Origin of the sequence: Flavobacterium sp. AED, from assembly GCF_000812945.1 — a bacterium.
Classification (GTDB): Bacteria; Bacteroidota; Bacteroidia; order Flavobacteriales; family Flavobacteriaceae; genus Flavobacterium.
The window spans coordinates 1,588,802-1,608,539 of sequence record NZ_JSYM01000001.1 but is presented as its reverse complement, the minus strand read 5'-3'; the positions used below and the strand labels follow the sequence as shown (position 1 = coordinate 1,608,539).

General features: G+C 31.4%; 20 protein-coding genes. 15 read left to right on the top strand and 5 right to left on the bottom strand.

What is annotated here, in order from left to right; translation table 11 throughout:
• Positions 1-144 precede the first annotated feature (144 nt).
• Entirely contained in the window at positions 145-858 is a 714-nt protein-coding gene (locus OA85_RS07125; protein WP_039108829.1) for a pyridoxine 5'-phosphate synthase, read from the bottom strand.
• A gap of 113 nt (positions 859-971) precedes the next feature.
• Here OA85_RS07125 and OA85_RS07120 point away from each other — a divergent pair, with 113 nt between their 5' ends.
• From OA85_RS07120 to murI, 8 genes are all read left to right on the top strand, one after another.
• Positions 972-1,631, top strand: a complete 660-nt coding sequence (locus OA85_RS07120) for a CBS domain-containing protein (RefSeq protein WP_039108828.1) — start codon at positions 972-974, stop codon at positions 1,629-1,631.
• 69 nt (positions 1,632-1,700) lie between these two features.
• Positions 1,701-2,585: an NAD kinase gene (locus tag OA85_RS07115; protein WP_039108827.1), complete on the top strand. Its 885-nt coding sequence runs from the start codon at positions 1,701-1,703 to the stop codon at positions 2,583-2,585.
• Positions 2,586-2,741: 156 nt separating this feature from the next.
• Entirely contained in the window at positions 2,742-3,425 is a 684-nt protein-coding gene (locus tag OA85_RS07110; RefSeq protein WP_039108825.1) for a DUF6089 family protein, read from the top strand.
• 4 nt (positions 3,426-3,429) lie between these two features.
• Positions 3,430-4,170 (top strand): isoprenyl transferase, encoded by a 741-nt coding sequence (locus OA85_RS07105; RefSeq protein ID WP_039108824.1) that lies wholly within the window; start codon positions 3,430-3,432, stop codon positions 4,168-4,170.
• Entirely contained in the window at positions 4,103-6,847 is a 2,745-nt protein-coding gene (locus OA85_RS07100; protein ID WP_039108823.1) for an outer membrane protein assembly factor, read from the top strand. Before OA85_RS07105 ends, OA85_RS07100 begins: the two co-directional genes overlap by 68 nt.
• A gap of 38 nt (positions 6,848-6,885) precedes the next feature.
• A complete protein-coding gene (locus tag OA85_RS07095; RefSeq protein WP_082014126.1) occupies positions 6,886-8,076 on the top strand; it encodes an OmpH family outer membrane protein in 1,191 nt (396 codons plus the stop codon).
• Positions 8,077-8,118: 42 nt separating this feature from the next.
• Entirely contained in the window at positions 8,119-8,619 is a 501-nt protein-coding gene (locus OA85_RS07090) for an OmpH family outer membrane protein (RefSeq protein ID WP_039108822.1), read from the top strand.
• A 112-nt stretch (positions 8,620-8,731) separates the two neighbouring features.
• Entirely contained in the window at positions 8,732-9,508 is a 777-nt protein-coding gene (gene murI, locus OA85_RS07085) for a glutamate racemase (RefSeq protein ID WP_039109436.1), read from the top strand.
• Position 9,509: 1 nt separating this feature from the next.
• Here the strand turns inward: murI and OA85_RS07080 are convergent, their stop codons facing one another.
• Both OA85_RS07080 and OA85_RS07075 read right to left on the bottom strand, forming a co-directional pair.
• Complete coding sequence (locus OA85_RS07080; RefSeq protein ID WP_039108820.1) at positions 9,510-10,745, bottom strand: hypothetical protein; 1,236 nt, start codon at positions 10,743-10,745, stop codon at positions 9,510-9,512.
• Complete coding sequence (locus OA85_RS07075) at positions 10,746-12,068, bottom strand: DUF4270 family protein (RefSeq protein WP_039108819.1); 1,323 nt, start codon at positions 12,066-12,068, stop codon at positions 10,746-10,748.
• A 262-nt stretch (positions 12,069-12,330) separates the two neighbouring features.
• Between OA85_RS07075 and OA85_RS07070 the strand changes: the two genes are divergently transcribed.
• Genes OA85_RS07070 through OA85_RS07050 form a run of 5 tightly spaced genes read left to right on the top strand, consistent with a single transcriptional unit; the run spans position 12,331 to position 16,373 of the window.
• Positions 12,331-13,146 carry a DUF6268 family outer membrane beta-barrel protein gene (locus OA85_RS07070; protein ID WP_197056056.1) on the top strand — a complete coding sequence of 272 codons (816 nt, stop codon included), beginning with the start codon at positions 12,331-12,333 and terminating at the stop codon, positions 13,144-13,146.
• Between the two features lie 15 nt (positions 13,147-13,161).
• On the top strand, positions 13,162-14,169 hold the full coding sequence (locus OA85_RS07065) for a kelch repeat-containing protein (protein ID WP_052257163.1): 1,008 nt from the start codon (positions 13,162-13,164) through the stop codon (positions 14,167-14,169).
• Complete coding sequence (locus OA85_RS07060; protein ID WP_231557084.1) at positions 14,153-14,518, top strand: DUF4907 domain-containing protein; 366 nt, start codon at positions 14,153-14,155, stop codon at positions 14,516-14,518. Before OA85_RS07065 ends, OA85_RS07060 begins: the two co-directional genes overlap by 17 nt.
• Positions 14,519-15,607 carry a sensor histidine kinase gene (locus tag OA85_RS07055; RefSeq protein ID WP_039108817.1) on the top strand — a complete coding sequence of 363 codons (1,089 nt, stop codon included), beginning with the start codon at positions 14,519-14,521 and terminating at the stop codon, positions 15,605-15,607.
• Positions 15,608-15,659: 52 nt separating this feature from the next.
• Entirely contained in the window at positions 15,660-16,373 is a 714-nt protein-coding gene (locus tag OA85_RS07050; RefSeq protein WP_039108815.1) for a LytTR family DNA-binding domain-containing protein, read from the top strand.
• 13 nt (positions 16,374-16,386) lie between these two features.
• Here OA85_RS07050 and OA85_RS07045 read toward each other — a convergent pair whose 3' ends face one another.
• Both OA85_RS07045 and OA85_RS07040 read right to left on the bottom strand, forming a co-directional pair.
• The gene (locus OA85_RS07045; RefSeq protein WP_039108814.1) at positions 16,387-16,902 is read right to left on the bottom strand and encodes a gamma carbonic anhydrase family protein; all 516 of its coding nucleotides are present in this window, start codon (positions 16,900-16,902) and stop codon (positions 16,387-16,389) included.
• Positions 16,903-16,914: 12 nt separating this feature from the next.
• Positions 16,915-17,913, bottom strand: coding sequence for a type IX secretion system membrane protein PorP/SprF (locus tag OA85_RS07040; protein ID WP_039108813.1), 999 nt, complete (start codon positions 17,911-17,913; stop codon positions 16,915-16,917).
• A 153-nt stretch (positions 17,914-18,066) separates the two neighbouring features.
• Here OA85_RS07040 and OA85_RS07035 point away from each other — a divergent pair, with 153 nt between their 5' ends.
• Positions 18,067-18,966, top strand: coding sequence for a NifU family protein (locus OA85_RS07035; RefSeq protein ID WP_035669874.1), 900 nt, complete (start codon positions 18,067-18,069; stop codon positions 18,964-18,966).
• A gap of 107 nt (positions 18,967-19,073) precedes the next feature.
• Complete coding sequence (locus tag OA85_RS07030) at positions 19,074-19,274, top strand: dodecin family protein (RefSeq protein WP_039108812.1); 201 nt, start codon at positions 19,074-19,076, stop codon at positions 19,272-19,274.
• Positions 19,275-19,738 lie beyond the last annotated feature (464 nt).

Sequence of the window (19,738 nt, the reverse complement as noted above, 5' to 3'; positions counted from 1 at the left end):
GATAAACAATTGTAATCTAATAAAACTGGGGTTATAATTTTTTTTAGTTATTTCAAATCTTTACTATATTTTACAAATAAATGAGGCATTAAAATCAATATTTTTGATTTTAATGCCTCATTTAAAATTAGACTAAAAGACAAACTATTTTAATTTTTGTAAATACATATTGATCACATTATCCAATCCCAGATAAATGGCTTCGGAAATTAAAGCATGACCTATTGAAACTTCGAGTAATCCCGGTATGTTATCTTTGAAAAACTGAATGTTATCCAAACTCAAATCATGGCCAGCGTTGATTCCCAAACCTATTTGATTGGCTAAAATTGCTGATTCCATATACCGTTGTATTCCTCTTTCGTTACCCAAACTGTATTCGTGCGCGAAGGCTTCAGTGTATAATTCGATTCTTTCGGTGCCAATTTTTTTAGCGCCTTCGATCATTTCTAGAAGCGGATCAACAAAAATAGAAGTTCTGATTCCGTTGCGTTGAAATTCCTGAACAATCTCTTTGAGATAATCAGCATGTTTTATCGTATTCCAACCTGCATTAGAAGTTATCGCATCGACAGCATCAGGAACTAAAGTCACTTGGGTAGGCTTTATTTCGAGAACGAGATCGATAAATGTTTTCTCAGGATTTCCTTCAATATTATATTCAGTATAAACAATGGATTTCAAATCACGGGCGTCTTGATAACGAATGTGACGCTCATCCGGACGTGGGTGAATGGTGATTCCTTCTGCTCCAAATTTTTGAATGTCGGTTGCGACTTTTAATAAATCAGGAACATTTCCACCACGAGCATTTCGTAAAGTAGCTATTTTATTGATGTTTACACTTAACTTTGTCATTGGAACACTTTTTGATTGTGATAATACTATTTAATGGAGCAAAAATACAAAGTAAAACTTAGGAGTTTTTGCTTATTTTTGATTATTTTGCATGAAATATTGCCGATTGATATATGACAGAAATAACAGAATATATTACCAACGACTTTAAAGCGATTGACAGCCATGATACAATTGCGGTTGTTCAAGAGTTTTTTGATGAATTGCACTTTTCACACTTTCCAGTGATTGAAGAGGGAATTTATATTGGCAGTATTGCATCCGACGATATAGAGACTTTTGATACCGATAAGGAAGTAGCTGATTACCGATTTACTCTTGAAGGATTTTTTACTAGAACTAATACTATTTGGCTGGATGTTTTGGAAGTTTTTGCAAAAAATCATACCAATTTAGTACCTGTTTTAGATGAAAACAATAAATATGTAGGCTATTATGAAATAGAGGATATCATGAAATTTTTCCATGAAACTCCTTTTTTAAAAGAACCAGGCGGAATTATTGTTGTTAAAAAACCGATTTTGGATTATTCAATGAGTCAGATTACCCAAATTGTTGAAAGCAATAACGGGAAGCTTTTGGGTTTATTCATATCTGATGCTGATGTTGAAAGTGTCCAGATAACTATGAAAATAAGTTTAGGAGCCATGAATGAAATTATCCAAACTTTCAGGAGGTATAATTATGAAATCATATCAGAACATCAAGAAGATAATTACATTAATAACTTAAAGGAGCGTTCTGATTATTTAGACAAATACCTTAATATATAGTCAACTCGTTAATTTGTTTATTTACTTCAACAAATTAACAGATTTAACTAAATAACGATTAAACAACAGATGAAAGTAGCTATATACGGACAATACTATCTTGTAAGCACAGAACCAATCATAAAAGATATTTTTGTTTTTTTTAATAAAAACAATGTTGAAATGGTTATTGAAGCAGAATTTCTTAAAATGCTTTATGAAAAGAAAATAATACAAAAAGAATACAATACTTTTTCATCACATACAGAATTAGACAAAAGTTTCGATATGCTAATCAGCATTGGTGGTGACGGAACTATTTTAAGAGCCGTTACATTAGTCCGGAATTCCGGTGTTCCAATACTAGGGATAAATGCAGGTCGATTAGGCTTTTTGGCTACTGTTCAAAAAGAGAATATTGCTGCATTTATGCAGTTTGTCATTGATAAAAAATACACCATTTCAAAAAGAACATTATTAAGTTTGTCCTGCACTCCCGAAAACGAATCGCTATTAGACATCAATTTTGCTATGAATGAAATTTCAGTTAGCCGAAAAGATTCTACCTCGATGATTACCGTAGAAACGTACTTGAATGATGAGTTTTTAAATTCCTATTGGGCAGACGGTTTAATTATTGCCACTCCTACAGGATCGACCGGATATAATTTAAGTTGCGGAGGTCCTATTTTAACCCCAGATGTAAAAAGCTTAGTAATAACTCCTATTGCACCTCACAACTTAAATGCCAGACCGCTTGTAGTTCCTGATGAAACAGAAATAAGACTAAAAGTTTCCGGTAGAGAAAATCAATATTTAGTATCCTTGGATTCCAGAATTGCATCTGTAAAAAACGAATCAATCCTAACTATTAAGAAAACTCCTTTTCAAATAAATATGGTGGAAATCCCAGAAGAGACCTTTCTAAAAACATTGCGTACCAAACTCCTTTGGGGAGAAGACAGAAGGAATTAATCCATTTTAGTTAAACACTATACGATTCTATCTATTTTTCACGTTTGGATTTATCTAACACCTATTTATTATGAATTACTCAAAAGAGGACACAATTAATACAATAGGTATTGAATCGTATTGATAATTATTATATTTGCACGCAATTTTAACTAAATGAACAAAGTTTTTAATTTATTTTTATGCCTGTTTCCTTTTTTAGCAGTCCATGCTCAAATTCATGAAATTGGTGTTTTTGTAGGAGGCAGTAACTACATTGGAGATGTTGGACCAACAACCTATATTTCTCCAAACGAGCCTGCTTTGGGAATTCTTTACAAATGGAATAAAAGCCCAAGACATGCTTATAGATTTTCCTACACACAATCAAAAATAACATCAAACGATTTGGATTCTGAAGAAGCTGGTAGAAACCAAAGAGGATATCATTTTGAAAATAGTATAAAAGAAGTATCTTTAGGCCTTGAATTCAATTTTTTTGATTTTAATCTTCATGAAATGAAGAATAAAATCACGCCTTATGTGTATTCTGGAATAAGTTACTTTAGATATGATGAATTATATATTTTATCAGGCGTAACACGAAAAGATAAGAGTGCTGGTTCTTTTGCAATTCCAATGAATTTAGGAATAAAGTCTAATATTACGCCTAATTTTATATTAGCTGCAGAAGTTGGAGCAAGATACACACTGACGGATAATCTAGACGGAAGCAATCCGAAAAATGGTAATTTAGAAACGTTACGATTTGGAAATTTAAATAATAATGACTGGTATGTGTTTTCGGGATTAACCCTAACCTATACCTTTGGAAACAAACCTTGTTACTGTGCAGAATAAAGAAATGGATTTACTAAATACGATAGACACAACTAATTTACCAAAACACTTAGCCATTATCATGGATGGTAACGGACGCTGGGCAAAGCAAAAAGGGCTTTTAAGAGCTTTTGGGCATGAAAGTGGAACAAAATCAGTAAAAAAAATAATTGAAACCAGTGCTAAATTAGGAATAGAATATCTCACTTTATATGCTTTCTCTACTGAAAACTGGAACAGACCAAAACTGGAAGTAGAGACTTTAATGAGAGTCTTAATAAATTCCTTAAAAAAGGAGCTTATAACACTCCAAAAAAACAACATCAAACTGAATGCTATTGGAAATCTTGAAAAATTACCAAAATCAGCACAAAAAGAACTTCTCGATGTAATAAATAAAACAAAGGACAACACGCAAATGACATTAACACTGGCATTAAGCTATGGTTCTAGAGAAGAATTAGTCTCTGCGGTTAAAAACATTTGCAGTAAAGTTAAAAATAATATAATTTCAATAGACACTATTGACGATTCAATTATAAATGAGCATCTTTACACGCAAAATTTACCGGATGTAGATTTATTAATACGAACAAGTGGAGAACATAGAATAAGTAATTTTTTGTTGTGGCAAATCGCCTATGCAGAATTATATTTTACTGATATATTGTGGCCAGACTTTAAAGAACAAGATTTATATGAGGCTATTATTAGTTATCAAAAAAGAGAACGTAGATTTGGAAAAACAAGTGAACAAATTAAATAATTTTTTAGTGTTACATAAAAGCATAAAAACAGTCCTTACTATTTTGATTTTGGGAAGTTTTACTCAAATTAAGGCTCAAGAAAGAGTTCCTTTTGACCAAGGAAAAAAATACATTCTAGCCGATGTAGCAGTTGTTGGAAAAATAAGTTTCAATTCTCAGACCGTAGTAACTTTTGCAGGACTTCAAAAAGGACAGGAAATAACTATTCCCGGTGAAGAAATCAGCAGCGCCATAAAAAAACTGGGGAAATTAGGGCTTTTTGATGAAATCTCTTTTTATGTAAATCGAATTCAAAATGACAGTATCTATCTTGACCTAAATATTGCAGAATTACCTAAGTTAAATCAGGTGAGATTTGTAGGGATTAAGAAAAATAAAACTGAGGCTTTAATCAAAGATAATAGCCTTACCAAAAATAAGATTGTAAACGAAAATTTAATCACTACGACTAAAAATTACATTGAAAATAAATACAAAAAAGATGGTTTTTACAATACTAAAGTAACAATAAATACCACCAAAGATACTACAACAGTTAACCAAGTAAACATGCTTGTGAATATCGATAAAGGTGACAAAATAAAGATTCAAAATATTGATTTTGTAGGAAATGAAAAGATTTCTGATAAAACATTGCGTGGTGCAATGAAAGATACAAAACAAAAAAATCCTATTCGCCTTTTAAAAGCATCTAAATTCATACAAGCAAAATACAAAACCGATTTAGAAAAAGTAATTGCTGCTTATAAAGAAAAAGGTTATAGAGATGCCAGAATACTTTCGGATTCAGTAACTTATAATAAAGACAAGAATGCATTGTCTATTAAAATAAATGTAGAAGAGGGAAATAAATACTATTTTGGAAATATTAAGTTTTTAGGAAATACTGTATATTCAGATCAATTGTTGAGCAGAATATTAGGTGTCAAAAAAGGAGAAACTTATAATGGGGTACTTCTTGAGAAACGAATTGCTGATAAATCTAAACCTGACGGAGAAGACATTACCAATTTATATCAAAATAATGGTTATTTATTTTCAAATATAAATGCCGTAGAGGTAAAGACCGCTAACGATACCATCGATTTTGAGATAAGAGTTACCGAAGGGCCTTTGGCTTATTTTAATAAAATTACAGTTGTAGGAAATGACAAAACTAATGATCATGTAATTTACCGAGAATTAAGAACTAAGCCCGGAGAAAAATACAGTAAAGAAGAACTGGTAAGAACTATTAGAGAGATTGGACAGTTGGGATTTTTTGATCCTGAAGCGATTGATCCAAAATTTAAAAATGTTGATTCTGGAGCTGGAACTGTTGACATAGAATACAATCTTGTTGAAAAAGGATCTAGTCAAATAGAACTACAAGGTGGTTATGGAGGAGGAGGTTTTATAGGTACTTTGGGATTATCTTTCAACAATTTCTCAGCAAAAAATCTTTTAAACAAAGAAGCTTATAAACCTTTACCAATGGGAGATGGGCAAAAAGTTTCTTTGAGATTACAGGGAAGTACTTACTTTCAAACTTATAGTATGTCGTTTTCTGAACCATGGTTTGGCGGAAAAAAACCAGTACAGTTTAGTACCTCATTATCCTATAGTAAACAATTTTTAAATAATTATGTAACACAAAGAGTAGATAAAACTAAGAGTTTTAATATCCTTACTTTGTCTGTTGGTTTAGCTAAAAGATTAACTGTGCCAGATGATTTCTTTGTTTTGTCACAATCGATAAGTTACCAACATTATGATTTACATAATTACAACACAGGATTATTTACATTTGGAAATGGAACTTCTAGAAACTTAGCTTACACAATTGGTTTAACAAGAAGTAATAAAGGAGTAAATCCAATCTTCCCAACGTATGGTTCAGAGTTTAGCATTTCAGCAAAATTAACTCCTCCATACTCATTGATAAATGGAACTGATTATGCTACATTAGGTGATAAGGAAGAATACAAATACAAATATAAAGGTACTACTTATACCGGTTCAAACGGAATACAAGTAAATGAAGGAGATTATGTAGAAGTTATTCCTAGTACAACAAACCCAACTCCAAACAAAGTTTCTAACTATCAAGATGCCGCTGCTGACCCAGCAAAAGTAGATCAACAGAAATTTAATTGGTTAGAATATTATAAAATTAAGTTCAAAGCTGACTGGTACACAAAAATTTATGGTAAATTAGTACTACGAACTTTAACTGAATTTGGATTCCTTGGAGCATACAACCAAGATAGAGGTGTTGTTCCTTTTGAAAGGTTCTATGTGGGTGGTGACGGATTAGCAAATTACTCTATGGATGGTAGAGAAACAATACAATTAAGAGGATATCCAAACAACTCTTTGACACCAGTAAACGCTGCTGGAGAGCAAATTGGAGCAACAGTTTATAATAAATTTTCATTAGAAATGCGTTATCCTATAACATTAAAATCATCGGCATCTATTTATGCTTTAACGTTTTTAGAAGCAGGTTCGTCTTATGCGAATTTCAAAAGCTATAATCCGTTTGCATTAAGTCGTTCCGCTGGAGCTGGTTTACGTGTCTTCATGCCTGCATTTGGATTATTAGGAATTGATTTTGGATATGGTTTTGATGCCTTACCAGGAACAGCTAAACCAAACGGATGGGAAACCCATTTTATCATTGGACAACAATTTTAAAAAAAATTAGTTAAAAATTTTTCTAATACATTAAAGTTATGAGAAAACAATTTTTATTTATATTTTTAGCGCTAGTTGTAGTAACTACTTCTCATGCGCAAACTAGAGGAACCAAAATAGGGTATATTGACATGGAGTATATCCTTCAAAACGTACCCGATTATACGGAAGCAAAAATCCAATTAGAGCAAAAAGCTCAAAAATGGAAACAAGAGATTGAAGTTAAAAAAAACGAAATAGACAAGTTAAAAAACGCATTAAAAGCAGAACAAGCTTTACTGACAAAAGAACTTATTAATGAACGGGAAACAGAAATTAAGTTTCTTGAAAATGAATCTTTAGATTATCAACAAAAAAGATTTGGGGCTAATGGCGATTTGATTCAACAAAAATCAATGTTAGCAAAACCAATACAAGATCAAGTTTTTACTGCTGTTCAAGATATTGCTGAAGCAAAAAAATACGATTTTATCTTTGATAAATCTTCTGACTTAACCATGCTTTTTTCAGCAAAAAGATTTGATGTAAGTGATCAAGTTTTACGAGTAATAAATAGAGCCGAAAAGAGAGAGCAGTTAAGTAAAAAACAACTTAAGGAAGAAGAGGCGAAAGAAAATAAAGAAGATGCTCTGGATGAGAATCCTGTTTTAGCTGATAGACAAAAAGCATTGGATGAAAAAAAAGCAGCCAGAGACAAAATTATAACTGATAGGAAGTTACTTCAAGAAGAGAAGAAAAAGGAATTTGACGAGAGAAGAAAACAACTCCTATCTGAAAGAGAAGCTAAAAAAACTGGTGCTGTAACTAATAACAATAAAACAGCTGCAACAACTGATAAAGCCCAACAAATTGAAGCGTCTAAAACTGCTGCTGCCGAGGCTAGGCAAAAGCAAATGGATTTGAGACAAAAAACGTTGGAAGATCGCAAAAAAGCAGTTGAAGAAAAAAGACAGCTAATCCTTGAAGAAAGAGAAGCTAAAAAAACTGGCACGATTTCTGCCTCTTCTAAAAAAGAAGATATAAAGGATAAAACAGTTATTAGTGATTCTACTAAAGTAGATTCAAAAAAAATTGTGGAAGACGCTAAAGAGAAACAAATAGAACAAAAAGCGAAAATTTTAGAAGACCGCAAAAAGGTATTAGAAGATCGCAAAAAAGCTTTAGAAGAAAAAAGAAAGAAAATATTGAAAGAAAGAGAAGCTCTTAAAAAAGCGAAAGAAAAAAATTAAAAAAAATACTAACAAAAATTAATACTAAATATTTTAAAAACGATGAAACAAATCAAAACTTTACTAATTGCTGCAATACTTTTATTTGGTGCAAACCAAACTATTAACGCTCAAGCAAAAACTGCTCATGTTGATGTGAGTGAAATTATGGCAAAAATGCCAGCTATGTTAGAAGCACAAAAACAACTTGAAAAATTAAGTGGTACATACGATGCAGATTACAAAAAAATGGTTGAAGAATACCAAGCAAAATTAAAAAAATACGAAGCAGAATCTGCAACAGTTACTGAAGTTGTAAATGGAGAACGTTCTAAAGAAGTTCAAGATATGCAAAAAAGAATCGTTGATTTTAGAGATAATGCTCAAAAAGAATTACAACAAAAAGAATCTGATATCGTAAAACCTTTAATGGAAAAAGTAAGAGCTTCTATCCAAAAAGTAGGTAAAGCAAAAGGATTTCAATATGTGTTAGATGGTTCTACACTTTTATTAGCTGACGGTCCAAACTTGACAGCTGATGTGAAAAAAGATTTAGGTTTCTAAAAAACGCACACAAATAATTTAAAGACTGCTCACCTAAAATATAGGGTTGAGCAGTTTTTTTTGTTAAAATAAATTTTAGGATATTTAAATGCTAGCACTTAACTTTGTTTCTATGAACAATGATCAACCAATAGGAATTTTTGACTCCGGTATTGGAGGCACTTCAATTTGGAGCGCAATTCATGATTTACTACCTAACGAAAAAACAATCTATTTAGCCGATAGTAAGAATGCTCCTTATGGTCAAAAATCGAAAGAAGAGATTGTTGCTTTAAGCATGAAAAATACTGATTTATTGCTTAAAATGAACTGTAAATTGATTGTAGTAGCTTGTAATACCGCAACTACTAATGCCATTCGAGAATTACGAGAAAAGTATGATGTTCCTTTCATTGGTATTGAACCGGCCATAAAACCGGCAGCAACGCATTCTAAGACACAAATTATAGGAATCCTTGCCACACAAGGCACATTAAACAGTGAGCTTTTTAATAAGACTGCTGAAATGTATCAAGACACCAAAATAATAGAACAAGTAGGTCATGGATTAGTGCAACTAATTGAGAATGGCGATATCAATTCACCCGAAATGACAAAACTACTTCACTCCTATCTTACTCCCATGATTGAGGCTAACATCGATTATTTAGTATTGGGCTGCAGTCATTATCCCTATTTGATTCCTCAAATAAAAAAGATACTTCCAGAACACATTCACATCATCGATTCTGGTGAAGCTGTAGCAAAACAGACTCAAAAAATATTACGAGAAAAAATAGGTTTTTCTTCAACTGAGAAAAGCGAACCTATTTTCTATGTCAATAGTAATCCTAAGGTTTTAACTGAAATTTTAGAAAACAAATATACTGTCGAAGAAATAGATTTTTAATTTATTCAAATTTTCTTTTAACAAACCAAATTCCATCTAAACATAAATTAAGGGATAATTTATGATAATTTTCTTTGATAAGTCCATCACTGATTCTTCCTTTTTGCCCATAGGAATACGAAATATTCAACGCTGAAAAAGTGTTTTCGATAGGAAGCGAAACCCCAAGCGAAAATGACATTGAATTGATTCTTTTATTATCAACCTCCAGATAACCCGTATCATAATTTAATCCTGTCGAGTACTGAATTCTATCAAAATAACTTCTTATATTTTTTGATTTGCTGTACGAAAATCCCAAAGCTAATTTATCTTGATTAATAAAATTACCATACAAGTCGGATTGATTTGTACTATTCCATAACCCTTTTCCATAATCAAGTGTCAGATTCAAGTTGTTTTTAAAAACTTTACTTATACCCACACCTATTTCCAATGGCATATAATAATCATCGGTATCAGATGCAAGCTCCGACTCAATTGTAGTAGTCCCAGAATTATTGACTGTGGTTACGGATTGCACTTTGGTAGCATTTATTTTTGTAGGCGATTTTAAATTCATTCCTAAAGTAAATGTAGAATCGACTTTGAACTGAGCCCCTAGAGATGCTCTAACCCCATTGTAATTCGTTTTTTTATAAATGTTAGTTACAGAATTAGAAATAGTATAATTCCTATCATCGGTAGTGTTTCCAAAAAGTAAAGACGTTGAAATTCCCAATGCAAGTTTTTTACCTATTCTATACCCATATGAAATATCAAAATTATTCAACCCACCAGTTCCCGTAGCATTCAAAATATAGCTTTCTTGGCTATCTTGAATTGGCAATGATAAATTAGATATTTTGAATGTAGAACTCGAATAAGGTTTTAGCGCTAAACTAAAAGCTGATTTTGATGTCACCGGAAAAGCAAAAGCGATATGAGAAAACTGAACATTATTCCGATTTTCTTTTTTTAAATTATTTTCATAACTCGATAAAATAGCTTTCCCTCCTACATCAAATAAAAAATGATTTTGATACATAAACCCCAAAGAGGCGGGATTTAAATTATTGATAAATCGATTCGATGGCAATGCAATTCCTGAAGAACCAATAGAAGGAATTGAGCCAAAATCAGAATCATACAAGGTTCCTAAACCGTAAAGTGAATAGGGCGAACTGGAAATACTTTGGGAAAACGAAACTGTTGTTATAAAAAGAAACAAACCTATGAATGCTATTTTATTTTTCATCTAATAAGAAATATAATAAATTTTCAATTGAATTTTATTGTTGGCATTTTTCTGATCGCCTAAAACTAGTCTGTCAACTGCTTTTGAAATACTGGGCAATGTGAGAATTAATGAAGATTTAGAATCTGACTCTTTTAGCATTTCACTTTGCAAAAAAGCTCCTATCGAAATCTTATATCCAATATTCTCATTAAATTCATCACTTGTCTTATTCAAGATTGCATAAACAGGTTTTCCGGCTATAGTATTAAGTGTTCCTTTAATTCTATTTAATTTATCTCCAACAAAAACCCGTAATGAATCTACTAAAGGATACGTGTCTGAATAGGTATTATTTACTGGTTTTATAATTAATTCCGCATCTACAATTGCTCCATTTTCTGAGAGATATTTCAATTGTTTTATGTTAGGGAAATCTACTCGGCAAGCAATTCCTGTTCCTGATTGAATGAACGCTTTATTCCCCGTTTGCAAACTGGACAGTCTACTTGACGAAATAGGCAAATCCTGAATTTGTGTTCCAGTTCTATCCAAAGTGATATTATTAAATTGCTTGGAGACATCCAAAACAGAGAAATTTTTAATTAATGAGGTTTCTGAATCACCTAGGTATTTTGAATAATACAACCGAAGCGCGCTGGACATATTGAAACCTATAATACTGGAAGAACTACCAGATGTTGACTTGATAACAAATCCTTTGAGATATTCTGTAAACTCATCAAAATTTGATATTTCATGTTTTTTCAATTTTAGAAAAAGAGCATTACCAAATTCGTTATTCAGTTTAACAACTACTGAATCCTTTCTATTTGGTTTTGGTTTAAATGAAATACTCCCTAAACTTTCAGCATCATAATTTAAGCTGGAATTATTATAAAAATTCTTGTCTTCCAGATTGGTTTTTACCTTTTGTGTCAACTTATGAATACTAAGTGATTGTACTTTTGTTGTGTCCCCATAGAAATACTTAGTCTCTTTTAAAACTAATTTAATGGAATCAAACACATAATTTGGAGCATCAGTATCTGAACTCTCATTATACAGACTGTAACTTGTAGCTGCCATTTGAAAATAACTGTCAGATTTTACTTTTCCAAAAATAGGGTCGTCATAATTCCCAACCAGAATCCTACTTTGACTGGATGTTACTAATGAATCAAAATTAATAGTAGCAACATCAACAGTTAAAGTATCAATCAATATCACTTTATTATTAACCGATAAATAGTCAGAACCAACAACAAACTCACCAGTGTCAGAATCAGAATTACACGAGTTCATCATAAGTCCAAAAAACAGCAACAACAATACCTTATACATAAATGTTTTTTGAACAAATATATAAGAGACCACTTTACACCGCATAACAACATATACCGTTCGAAGCTTTTTGTCTATAAAAAGCCAATTCTAATCTACAATTAAGACACAGGTACTAATTATTCATTCGACCATACAAATGCCTTGTTTGTCTATGAAATTAGGCGGTATATATATCTTCTTTTTTTTAATTGGATAACGTATCTACTTTTGAAACAATAAAAAAATAATGAGAATAAAGACTTTAGTAAACCTGTTATTTATGATTCCAATTCTTAATGCATCGGCCCAAAGCGGATATTCCTTAGAGTTGAATGTAAAAAAACAACCAACTGATAAAATCACAGTAAATGAAACTGGAATTGGATTAACCTTTTTTAGGAATATTGATTCTAAAAATAAAATAACCAACACTATCAAGTACAAAAATATTGGAATCAATTATTCTTTAGAAAATTATGATTTACAAAATAGTCTTAATCAGTTTACTAGTTTCGAAAATGATTTTGAACTTTCTCATCAACTAACTGAGGATACAAAATTGAATTTAGAAATTAATCCAATACTTAATTTCGAGAGTAATCTTGGAATTTCTGATGTGTCGTTTCTCGGTGGTTTAGAAGTTAACCATTCTTTTAATCCTGCAAATACCATTAGCATTGGTATAAAAAGAATGTCCCCTTTTGGTAAACTGGAAATACTGCCTACTTTTTCTTTTCATCATCAAATAAATCAGAATGCATTTGTAAACGTTGGCTTTCCAAACTCAACTATTTCTTATTCAAACAGCACTCGAAATACGTTCAGTGTTACAAATAGTTTCAATGGAAATTTTTACAACCTGGATAAACCAAGAGTTCTTGATGATTTAAACACCGCAACAAAAGTTAGTTTTTCACAAATGACTTCGGCATTAGAATATGAGAGAAACATGGATTCAAACTGGTTTGTAAGTCTTAAAGGAGGTTATGAATTTAACAAAAAATATAATCTGACAAATTATAGTGGAGATTCAAAATTTGATTTTAACAGCACTAACGGCTACATTTTTAACATTGGAATAAAATACAAACATTAATAAATAAAATAAATTATGAATAGTTTAAAAAAAGGAATATTGTTCACTACACTTTTTGCAAGTTTAGTATTTGTAGGCTGCAGTAATAATGATGATTCCGAAGATTTAATAGGAAACTGGATTAAAAAATCTTCCTTTGACGGACCTGCAAGATCAAGCGCAACGAGTTTCGTAATTGGCACTTACGCTTTTGTAACTACTGGATATACAGGAGATGAATATCTAAAAGATCTTTGGGCTTACAATTCAACGGGCGATTATTGGGAGCAAAAAGCTGATTTTATTGGAGCAGCAAGAAGTTCGGCCTCTGGATTTGAATTAAACGAAAAAGGCTATGTAGGTCTTGGTTATGATGGCACTAATAAATTGAAAGATTTCTATCAATACGATCCTACCAGCAATACTTGGACACAAAAAGCAGATTTTGCAGGAACAGCACGTTATTCAGCTGTAGGATTCCAAGTGGGTGGTAAAGCGTATTTTGGAACTGGTTATGATGGAAACTATTTAAAAGATTTTTATCAGTACAACCCAACTACTGATTCTTGGTCATTGGCAAATGGATTTAGTGGAAATAAAAGAAGAAATGCAACTGTTTTTGTAATTGATGACAAAGCGTATTTTGGAACAGGAGTAAATAGTGGAGTTTATCAAGTTGATTTCTGGATGTTTGATCCGGCAACGGATGTATGGACAAGAAAACGCGACATTGATCAAGACACCGAAGATGATTATGCTTACAACGATGATTATGTAATTGTCCGTTCTAATGCATCCAGTTTTTCTATGAACGGATTAGGATATATCGCTTGTGGCGAAAGTTCAAAATCGATTTGGGAATACAATCCATCAACTGATATTTGGTTAGAAAGAACACCACTTGAAGGATCGGCAAGAACAGATGCTACAGGTTTTTCAATTAACCAAAGAGGATTTGTAATGCTGGGAAGAACCGGAACATCTTATTTTGATGATTCATGGGAATTTAAACCTTTAGAAGAACAAAATGATGATGACAACTAATACAACAAATAAATTCTTCTGGACAGCAATCCAGAAGAATTTATCATTCCTAATTACAAGAAATAATGCGTTCCTACTATTGGGTTTATTCCTATTTATTTCTTGTAACAAAAATGAAAATTTAAACATAAAACCCTTAAAAACGCCAACAGGTTGGGGTTATTTTATAACTAACAATAAAAAAATTATAATAAAACAAACCGTAATTCCCGTTATTAGTGAAAATAAAAGCTTCAAAACCGAAGAAGATGCGCTGAAAGTAGGAAACTTAGTATTACAAAAATTGAAAGACGATTTATCGCCTACGGTAACAAAAAAAGATTTATTTTTATTAGCTGTAAAAATCTAGATGAACATAGAAGGAATTAAAAACAACAATTTAAACCAAATACTTTTTCATAGTATGATTTGGTGTTTTTTTATTGTTACCTCATTAATCCAGTTTTACGAAAGTCCTTTTAGCATTAATACTGATTTCTATGCCCAGTGGATTACGGGAATACTATTATTTTATCTGAATTATTTATACTTAGTTCCCTTATTGCTTTTGCAAAAAAAATATTGGGAATATTTTACTATTCTAATTTCTATAATAATCCTCTTTATGATTATTCGGTATACTTTTTTTATGCCCGAATTTAAGAATATGAGACCTCTCAGAATGATAAATTCATCTGGTAAAGAGATTTTAGTAAACGCCAATTTTAAAAGGAAGCAACCGTTTTTTTTTAAGGCGGTTCCTTCTTTTTTCTATATATTAATCATTACAATTGGTACAATTATAAAAACCTTGTCTGAATTATATAACAATCAGCAAAATAAATTAATTGCCGAAACACACCGGGCTTCAACAGAATTAAACTATCTAAGAAAACAGACGAATCCTCATTTTTTATTTAATTCCCTAAATAGCATTTATTCATTAGCCTATAAAAAATCCGATTTAGTTCCAGATGCAATTGTAACTTTGTCAGAAATGATGCGGTATATGTTGTATGAAACCGATAATAAATCCGTGTTTCTGGAAAAAGAAATCAATTACATTAAAAACTATCTTGAGTTACAAAAACTGCGATTGAATAATATTGAAAATATTACTATTAACATTCATGGCGAGACAAAAAACAAGTACATCGAGCCGTTGCTTTTGATTTCATTTATCGAAAATGCTTTTAAATATGGCACCGATTACAAAGGAGCCGCTTTTGTAAAAATCAAAATAACAATTGAAGAGAATATTTTAGATTTTTGGGTAGAAAACAAAATTGAAAATCACAGGAAAGATCCGGAAAATTCAGGGATAGGAATGACCAATATTGAAAATCGCCTGAATCTCCTTTATCCTAATGCACACCAACTTACTATTATTGAGACAGACAGTAATTATAGTGTCCATTTAAATTTAAAACTAGACCAAATTCAAACTTCTTTTAATTAGAAACCTGATGTAGATTTTAATTGTTCCAAATTTTAAATAAAAAACAAAAAAGATGAAATGTGTAATTATAGACGACGAGCCTTTAGCGGTTGATTTGCTCAAAGAATTTGTCAGCAAAGTAGATTCTCTTGAACTGGTCAACACATTCACTAATGCTATTGATGCTATTTCAATAATCAATCAGTCCAATGTTGATTTGATTTTTTTAGATATTGAAATGCCTCATTTTTCAGGGATTGATTTTATTAATGCCATAGAGAAAAAACCGTTAATCATATTTACAACTGCTTATTCTAATTATGCTGTTGAAGGATTTAATCTTGGCGCGGTTGATTATTTGGTAAAACCCATTCCGTTTCATCGGTTTTTAAAATCTGTTTTAAGGGCACAACAAATTTTCAATCCACAAAATTTACCTGTAAGTAACAACTTGATTTCCACTCCTGAAATCGAACAGGATTTTATGTTTGTAAGAGCTGAATATGAAAATGTAAAATTGAATTTTTCAGATATTTTATTTATCGAAGGATTGAAAGATTATGTCAAAATATACACCACTGACAATAAGTACACACTAACATTAATCAGTCTTATAAAACTGGAAAATCTGCTTTCATCCAAAGGATTTGCAAGAATTCACAGGTCGTATATCATCAATATAAAACACGTGAAATCAATCCAGAAAAACAAGGTTATAATTGCCGAAAAAAGAATCCCGATTAGTGAAAGCTACAAAAGCTCATTCTTTGAAAAAATCAATTTATAAGTACATTAAAATCCTATTCCTCTTTAAACCAACTGGAATACATTACATAATTATTAGAAATACGTTCGATTTCACCTGCAAAATCAGATTGGTCAATATCTTTCACCTTTTTTGCAGGAACTCCGGCCCAAATCGAACCTGAACTAACAACTGTATTTTGGGTAATAACAGCACCAGCAGCAACAATAGAATTACTTTCAATAACACAATTATCCATTACAATAGCTCCCATTCCAATCAATACATTGTCATGAATCGTACAACCATGCACAATAGCATTATGACCAATAGAAACATTATTCCCTATAATTGTTGGATGTTTTTTATATGTACAATGAATAATTGCTCCATCCTGAATATTAACTTTATCACCAATTTTAATAAAATTGACATCTCCTCTTATAACGGCATTAAACCAAACACTACAAGAAGAACCAAAACTAACATCACCAACAATAGTAGCATTCTCGGCGACATAACAATCCTCAGGTATTAAGGGTGTTTTTCCGTTAACAGATTTGATTAACATGGATAAAGTAAATTAATTAATTGCAGGACAGTTACATTCGTATTTTTCAGGCTTACAAAATAAGTTGATTCCCAAAGTAATTTGGTGAAAACCACCATTATCAAATTTCACTGGACCTGATACATGTGAGTAGGTATAAGCAAACATGAAATTGTTAAAATTAACTCCAACGATGGGAGTAATATATTGAAGTTTTTGTTTGGAAACTCCTGAACCATTAGTATATTCGGCTCCGTCTAAACTTCTACGGTAGGACAAACCTCCCCAAAGCATTCCGAAATCCATATTTTTATAGGCTTTAATATTGAAGTCAATTGATTTTTCTTTGGTCTTGTCCACCAGTTGAAATAAAAATGATGGTTCCCACAATACTCTATCTTTATCACCAAAAACATAACCGGCACTCAACAAATATTTTCTTAAATTATCACTTTCATATTCGGTGTAAATATCCCGTCTGGTTTCAACGGCATTCTTTACTGTACCATGCACATAAAAATCTAAATAATTATAAGATGCTCCAATATCAAAATTGAAATAGGAATCTTTTTGCACAACAGTTCCATCTATAATAGGATCAAAATCACCTGATTGTAAAAAACTGGTCTCATCTAGTTGGCTTTGAATCAAACCTGCACTAATACCAAATGATAGTTGGTTTAAATCAATTTCATCTCTAGAAAACATAAGATGATAGGCATACGTAAACTTAACTCCTTTTTGAGAATGATACCCATTTTTATCGTTAAACAAAATAATTCCAGCTCCAGCTTTTTCTCCCACTCGACCATTAAAACTAAGTGTTTGCAGTTCCGGCGCATCCTGCTGGCTAAACCATTGTTTACGAGCAGTAAGTCTAATTTTTGCACAATTTGCTGCTCCAGCCATAGAAGGATGGATCAAGTAATAATTATCTGATAAATAATCAGAATACACCGCAATACCCTCTTGTGAAAAAGAATATTGATACATAAAAAAGAAGACTACTAATAATTTAATTTTGTTATACATAGAAAAACTAATATATAAAATGATTCGTTAGCCAATAAAATGCAGTAACAACTCTTTAGATAACTAAATTATTGTTAATTTATTTTATTAAAATTCAAATATAGCTATTCGTGGAAAATAACTTTACTAAATTTGTAAAAATTTACAAAGATCATGATAAAAGTTACCATAAAAGAAACTCAAAACCCAACCATATTAAAATTTGAATTTCAGGATTTCATTACTCAAAATGAAAGTTTTGAATTCAAAAATATAGACGAGGCAAAATCTTCACCATTAGCACAACAATTGTTTTACCTACCATTCGTAAAAACGGTTTACATCTCTGGAAACTTCATCGCTATTGAAAAATACAGCATTGTAGAATGGGAAGATGTAAAAGATGCGGTGTCAGAGCAAATAGAAACATTTGTAAATAATGGCGGAATAATCATTACACCGGACGAAAACAAAACAAAAAAACAGCCAATAACCGTTTACGGAGAAACAACTCCTAATCCATCTGCTTTAAAGTTTGTAGTAAGCAGAATGTTGACCAAAAATGCTGTTGAATATAAAAATATTGATCAAACAGGTTCATCGCCATTGGCTAAAGAGCTTTTCAAATTTCCTTATGTAAAAGAAGTCTTTATTGACGAAAACTACATATCTGTAACCAAATATGAAATCAATGAGTGGCAGGAAATTACCTTAGAAATAAGAAGTTTCATCAAGCAATATATCGAAAACGGAGGAACCGTTTTAGATGAAAATTTTATTCAAGCAGCAACCGCAGAAGAAAATACTAAAGCGCAAAGTTTTGATAATCTTGATGTCACTTCACAACAAATCATCAACATATTAGAGGAATATGTAAAACCAGCCGTACAAGCTGACGGAGGTAATATTGCATTTGACTCTTATAACGAAAGTGACAAAACCGTAAAAGTAATCCTTCAAGGCGCTTGCAGTGGCTGTCCTTCATCAACATTTACCTTAAAAAGCGGTATTGAAAACATGCTAAAAAGTATGTTGAATGACGAAGGAATTAAAGTGGAAGCAGTAAACGCATAACTCAATTAAAAAATATATAATATTGATAATGTTATAGTTATATTAAAAAAGCCTTTGATTTTAAATAAAATAAGTACATTTAATCTTTAACTTAACAAATAGAAATTATGTCAGTATTAAAAGTAATTGAAGTACTTTCCAGTTCAGATATTAGTTGGGAAGATGCAGCACGAAAAGGTGTTGCAAAGGCGGCTAAATCCGTAAAACACATACGTTCTGTATACATTAAAGACCAAAGTGCAGCCGTAAGTGGAGGAGAAATAACAGAATATAGAGTAAATTTAAAATTAACTTTCGAACTCGAATAGCTTAATTTGACCCAATTAATTTAAGCGTTTCATTTGAGACGCTTTTTTTATAACTTATTTTCAGAAGCTATTTCCCGTCATCCGTTTCAATCTTTTCCCTTTTAAGAAAAAAGGAAAAGGATTTTCACTTCTACCGGGGCTAAACAATCCCAATGAACGAGCTACATTTATAAACTAGTCTCTATTTATTACAACACGCCAACAATTCTATAAATTGGAAAACCTGAATTTAGCTTTAAATTACTCGGAACAAAGCAAAAAATCAACCATTTTCAGAACATTAGGTTTAGATTATTTCACAAGAATAAATAGCTTACATACTCCCAATATTGTTTTGGCTCTAGCCAAAACAATATCAAATATTCCCTTTTTAGCTCCACAATATAAACTAATAAGAGGCCATTTCATGTTTATCAAAACCAAACGCATTTAACCTCAAACACTGATTTTCAGCAAATTATTAA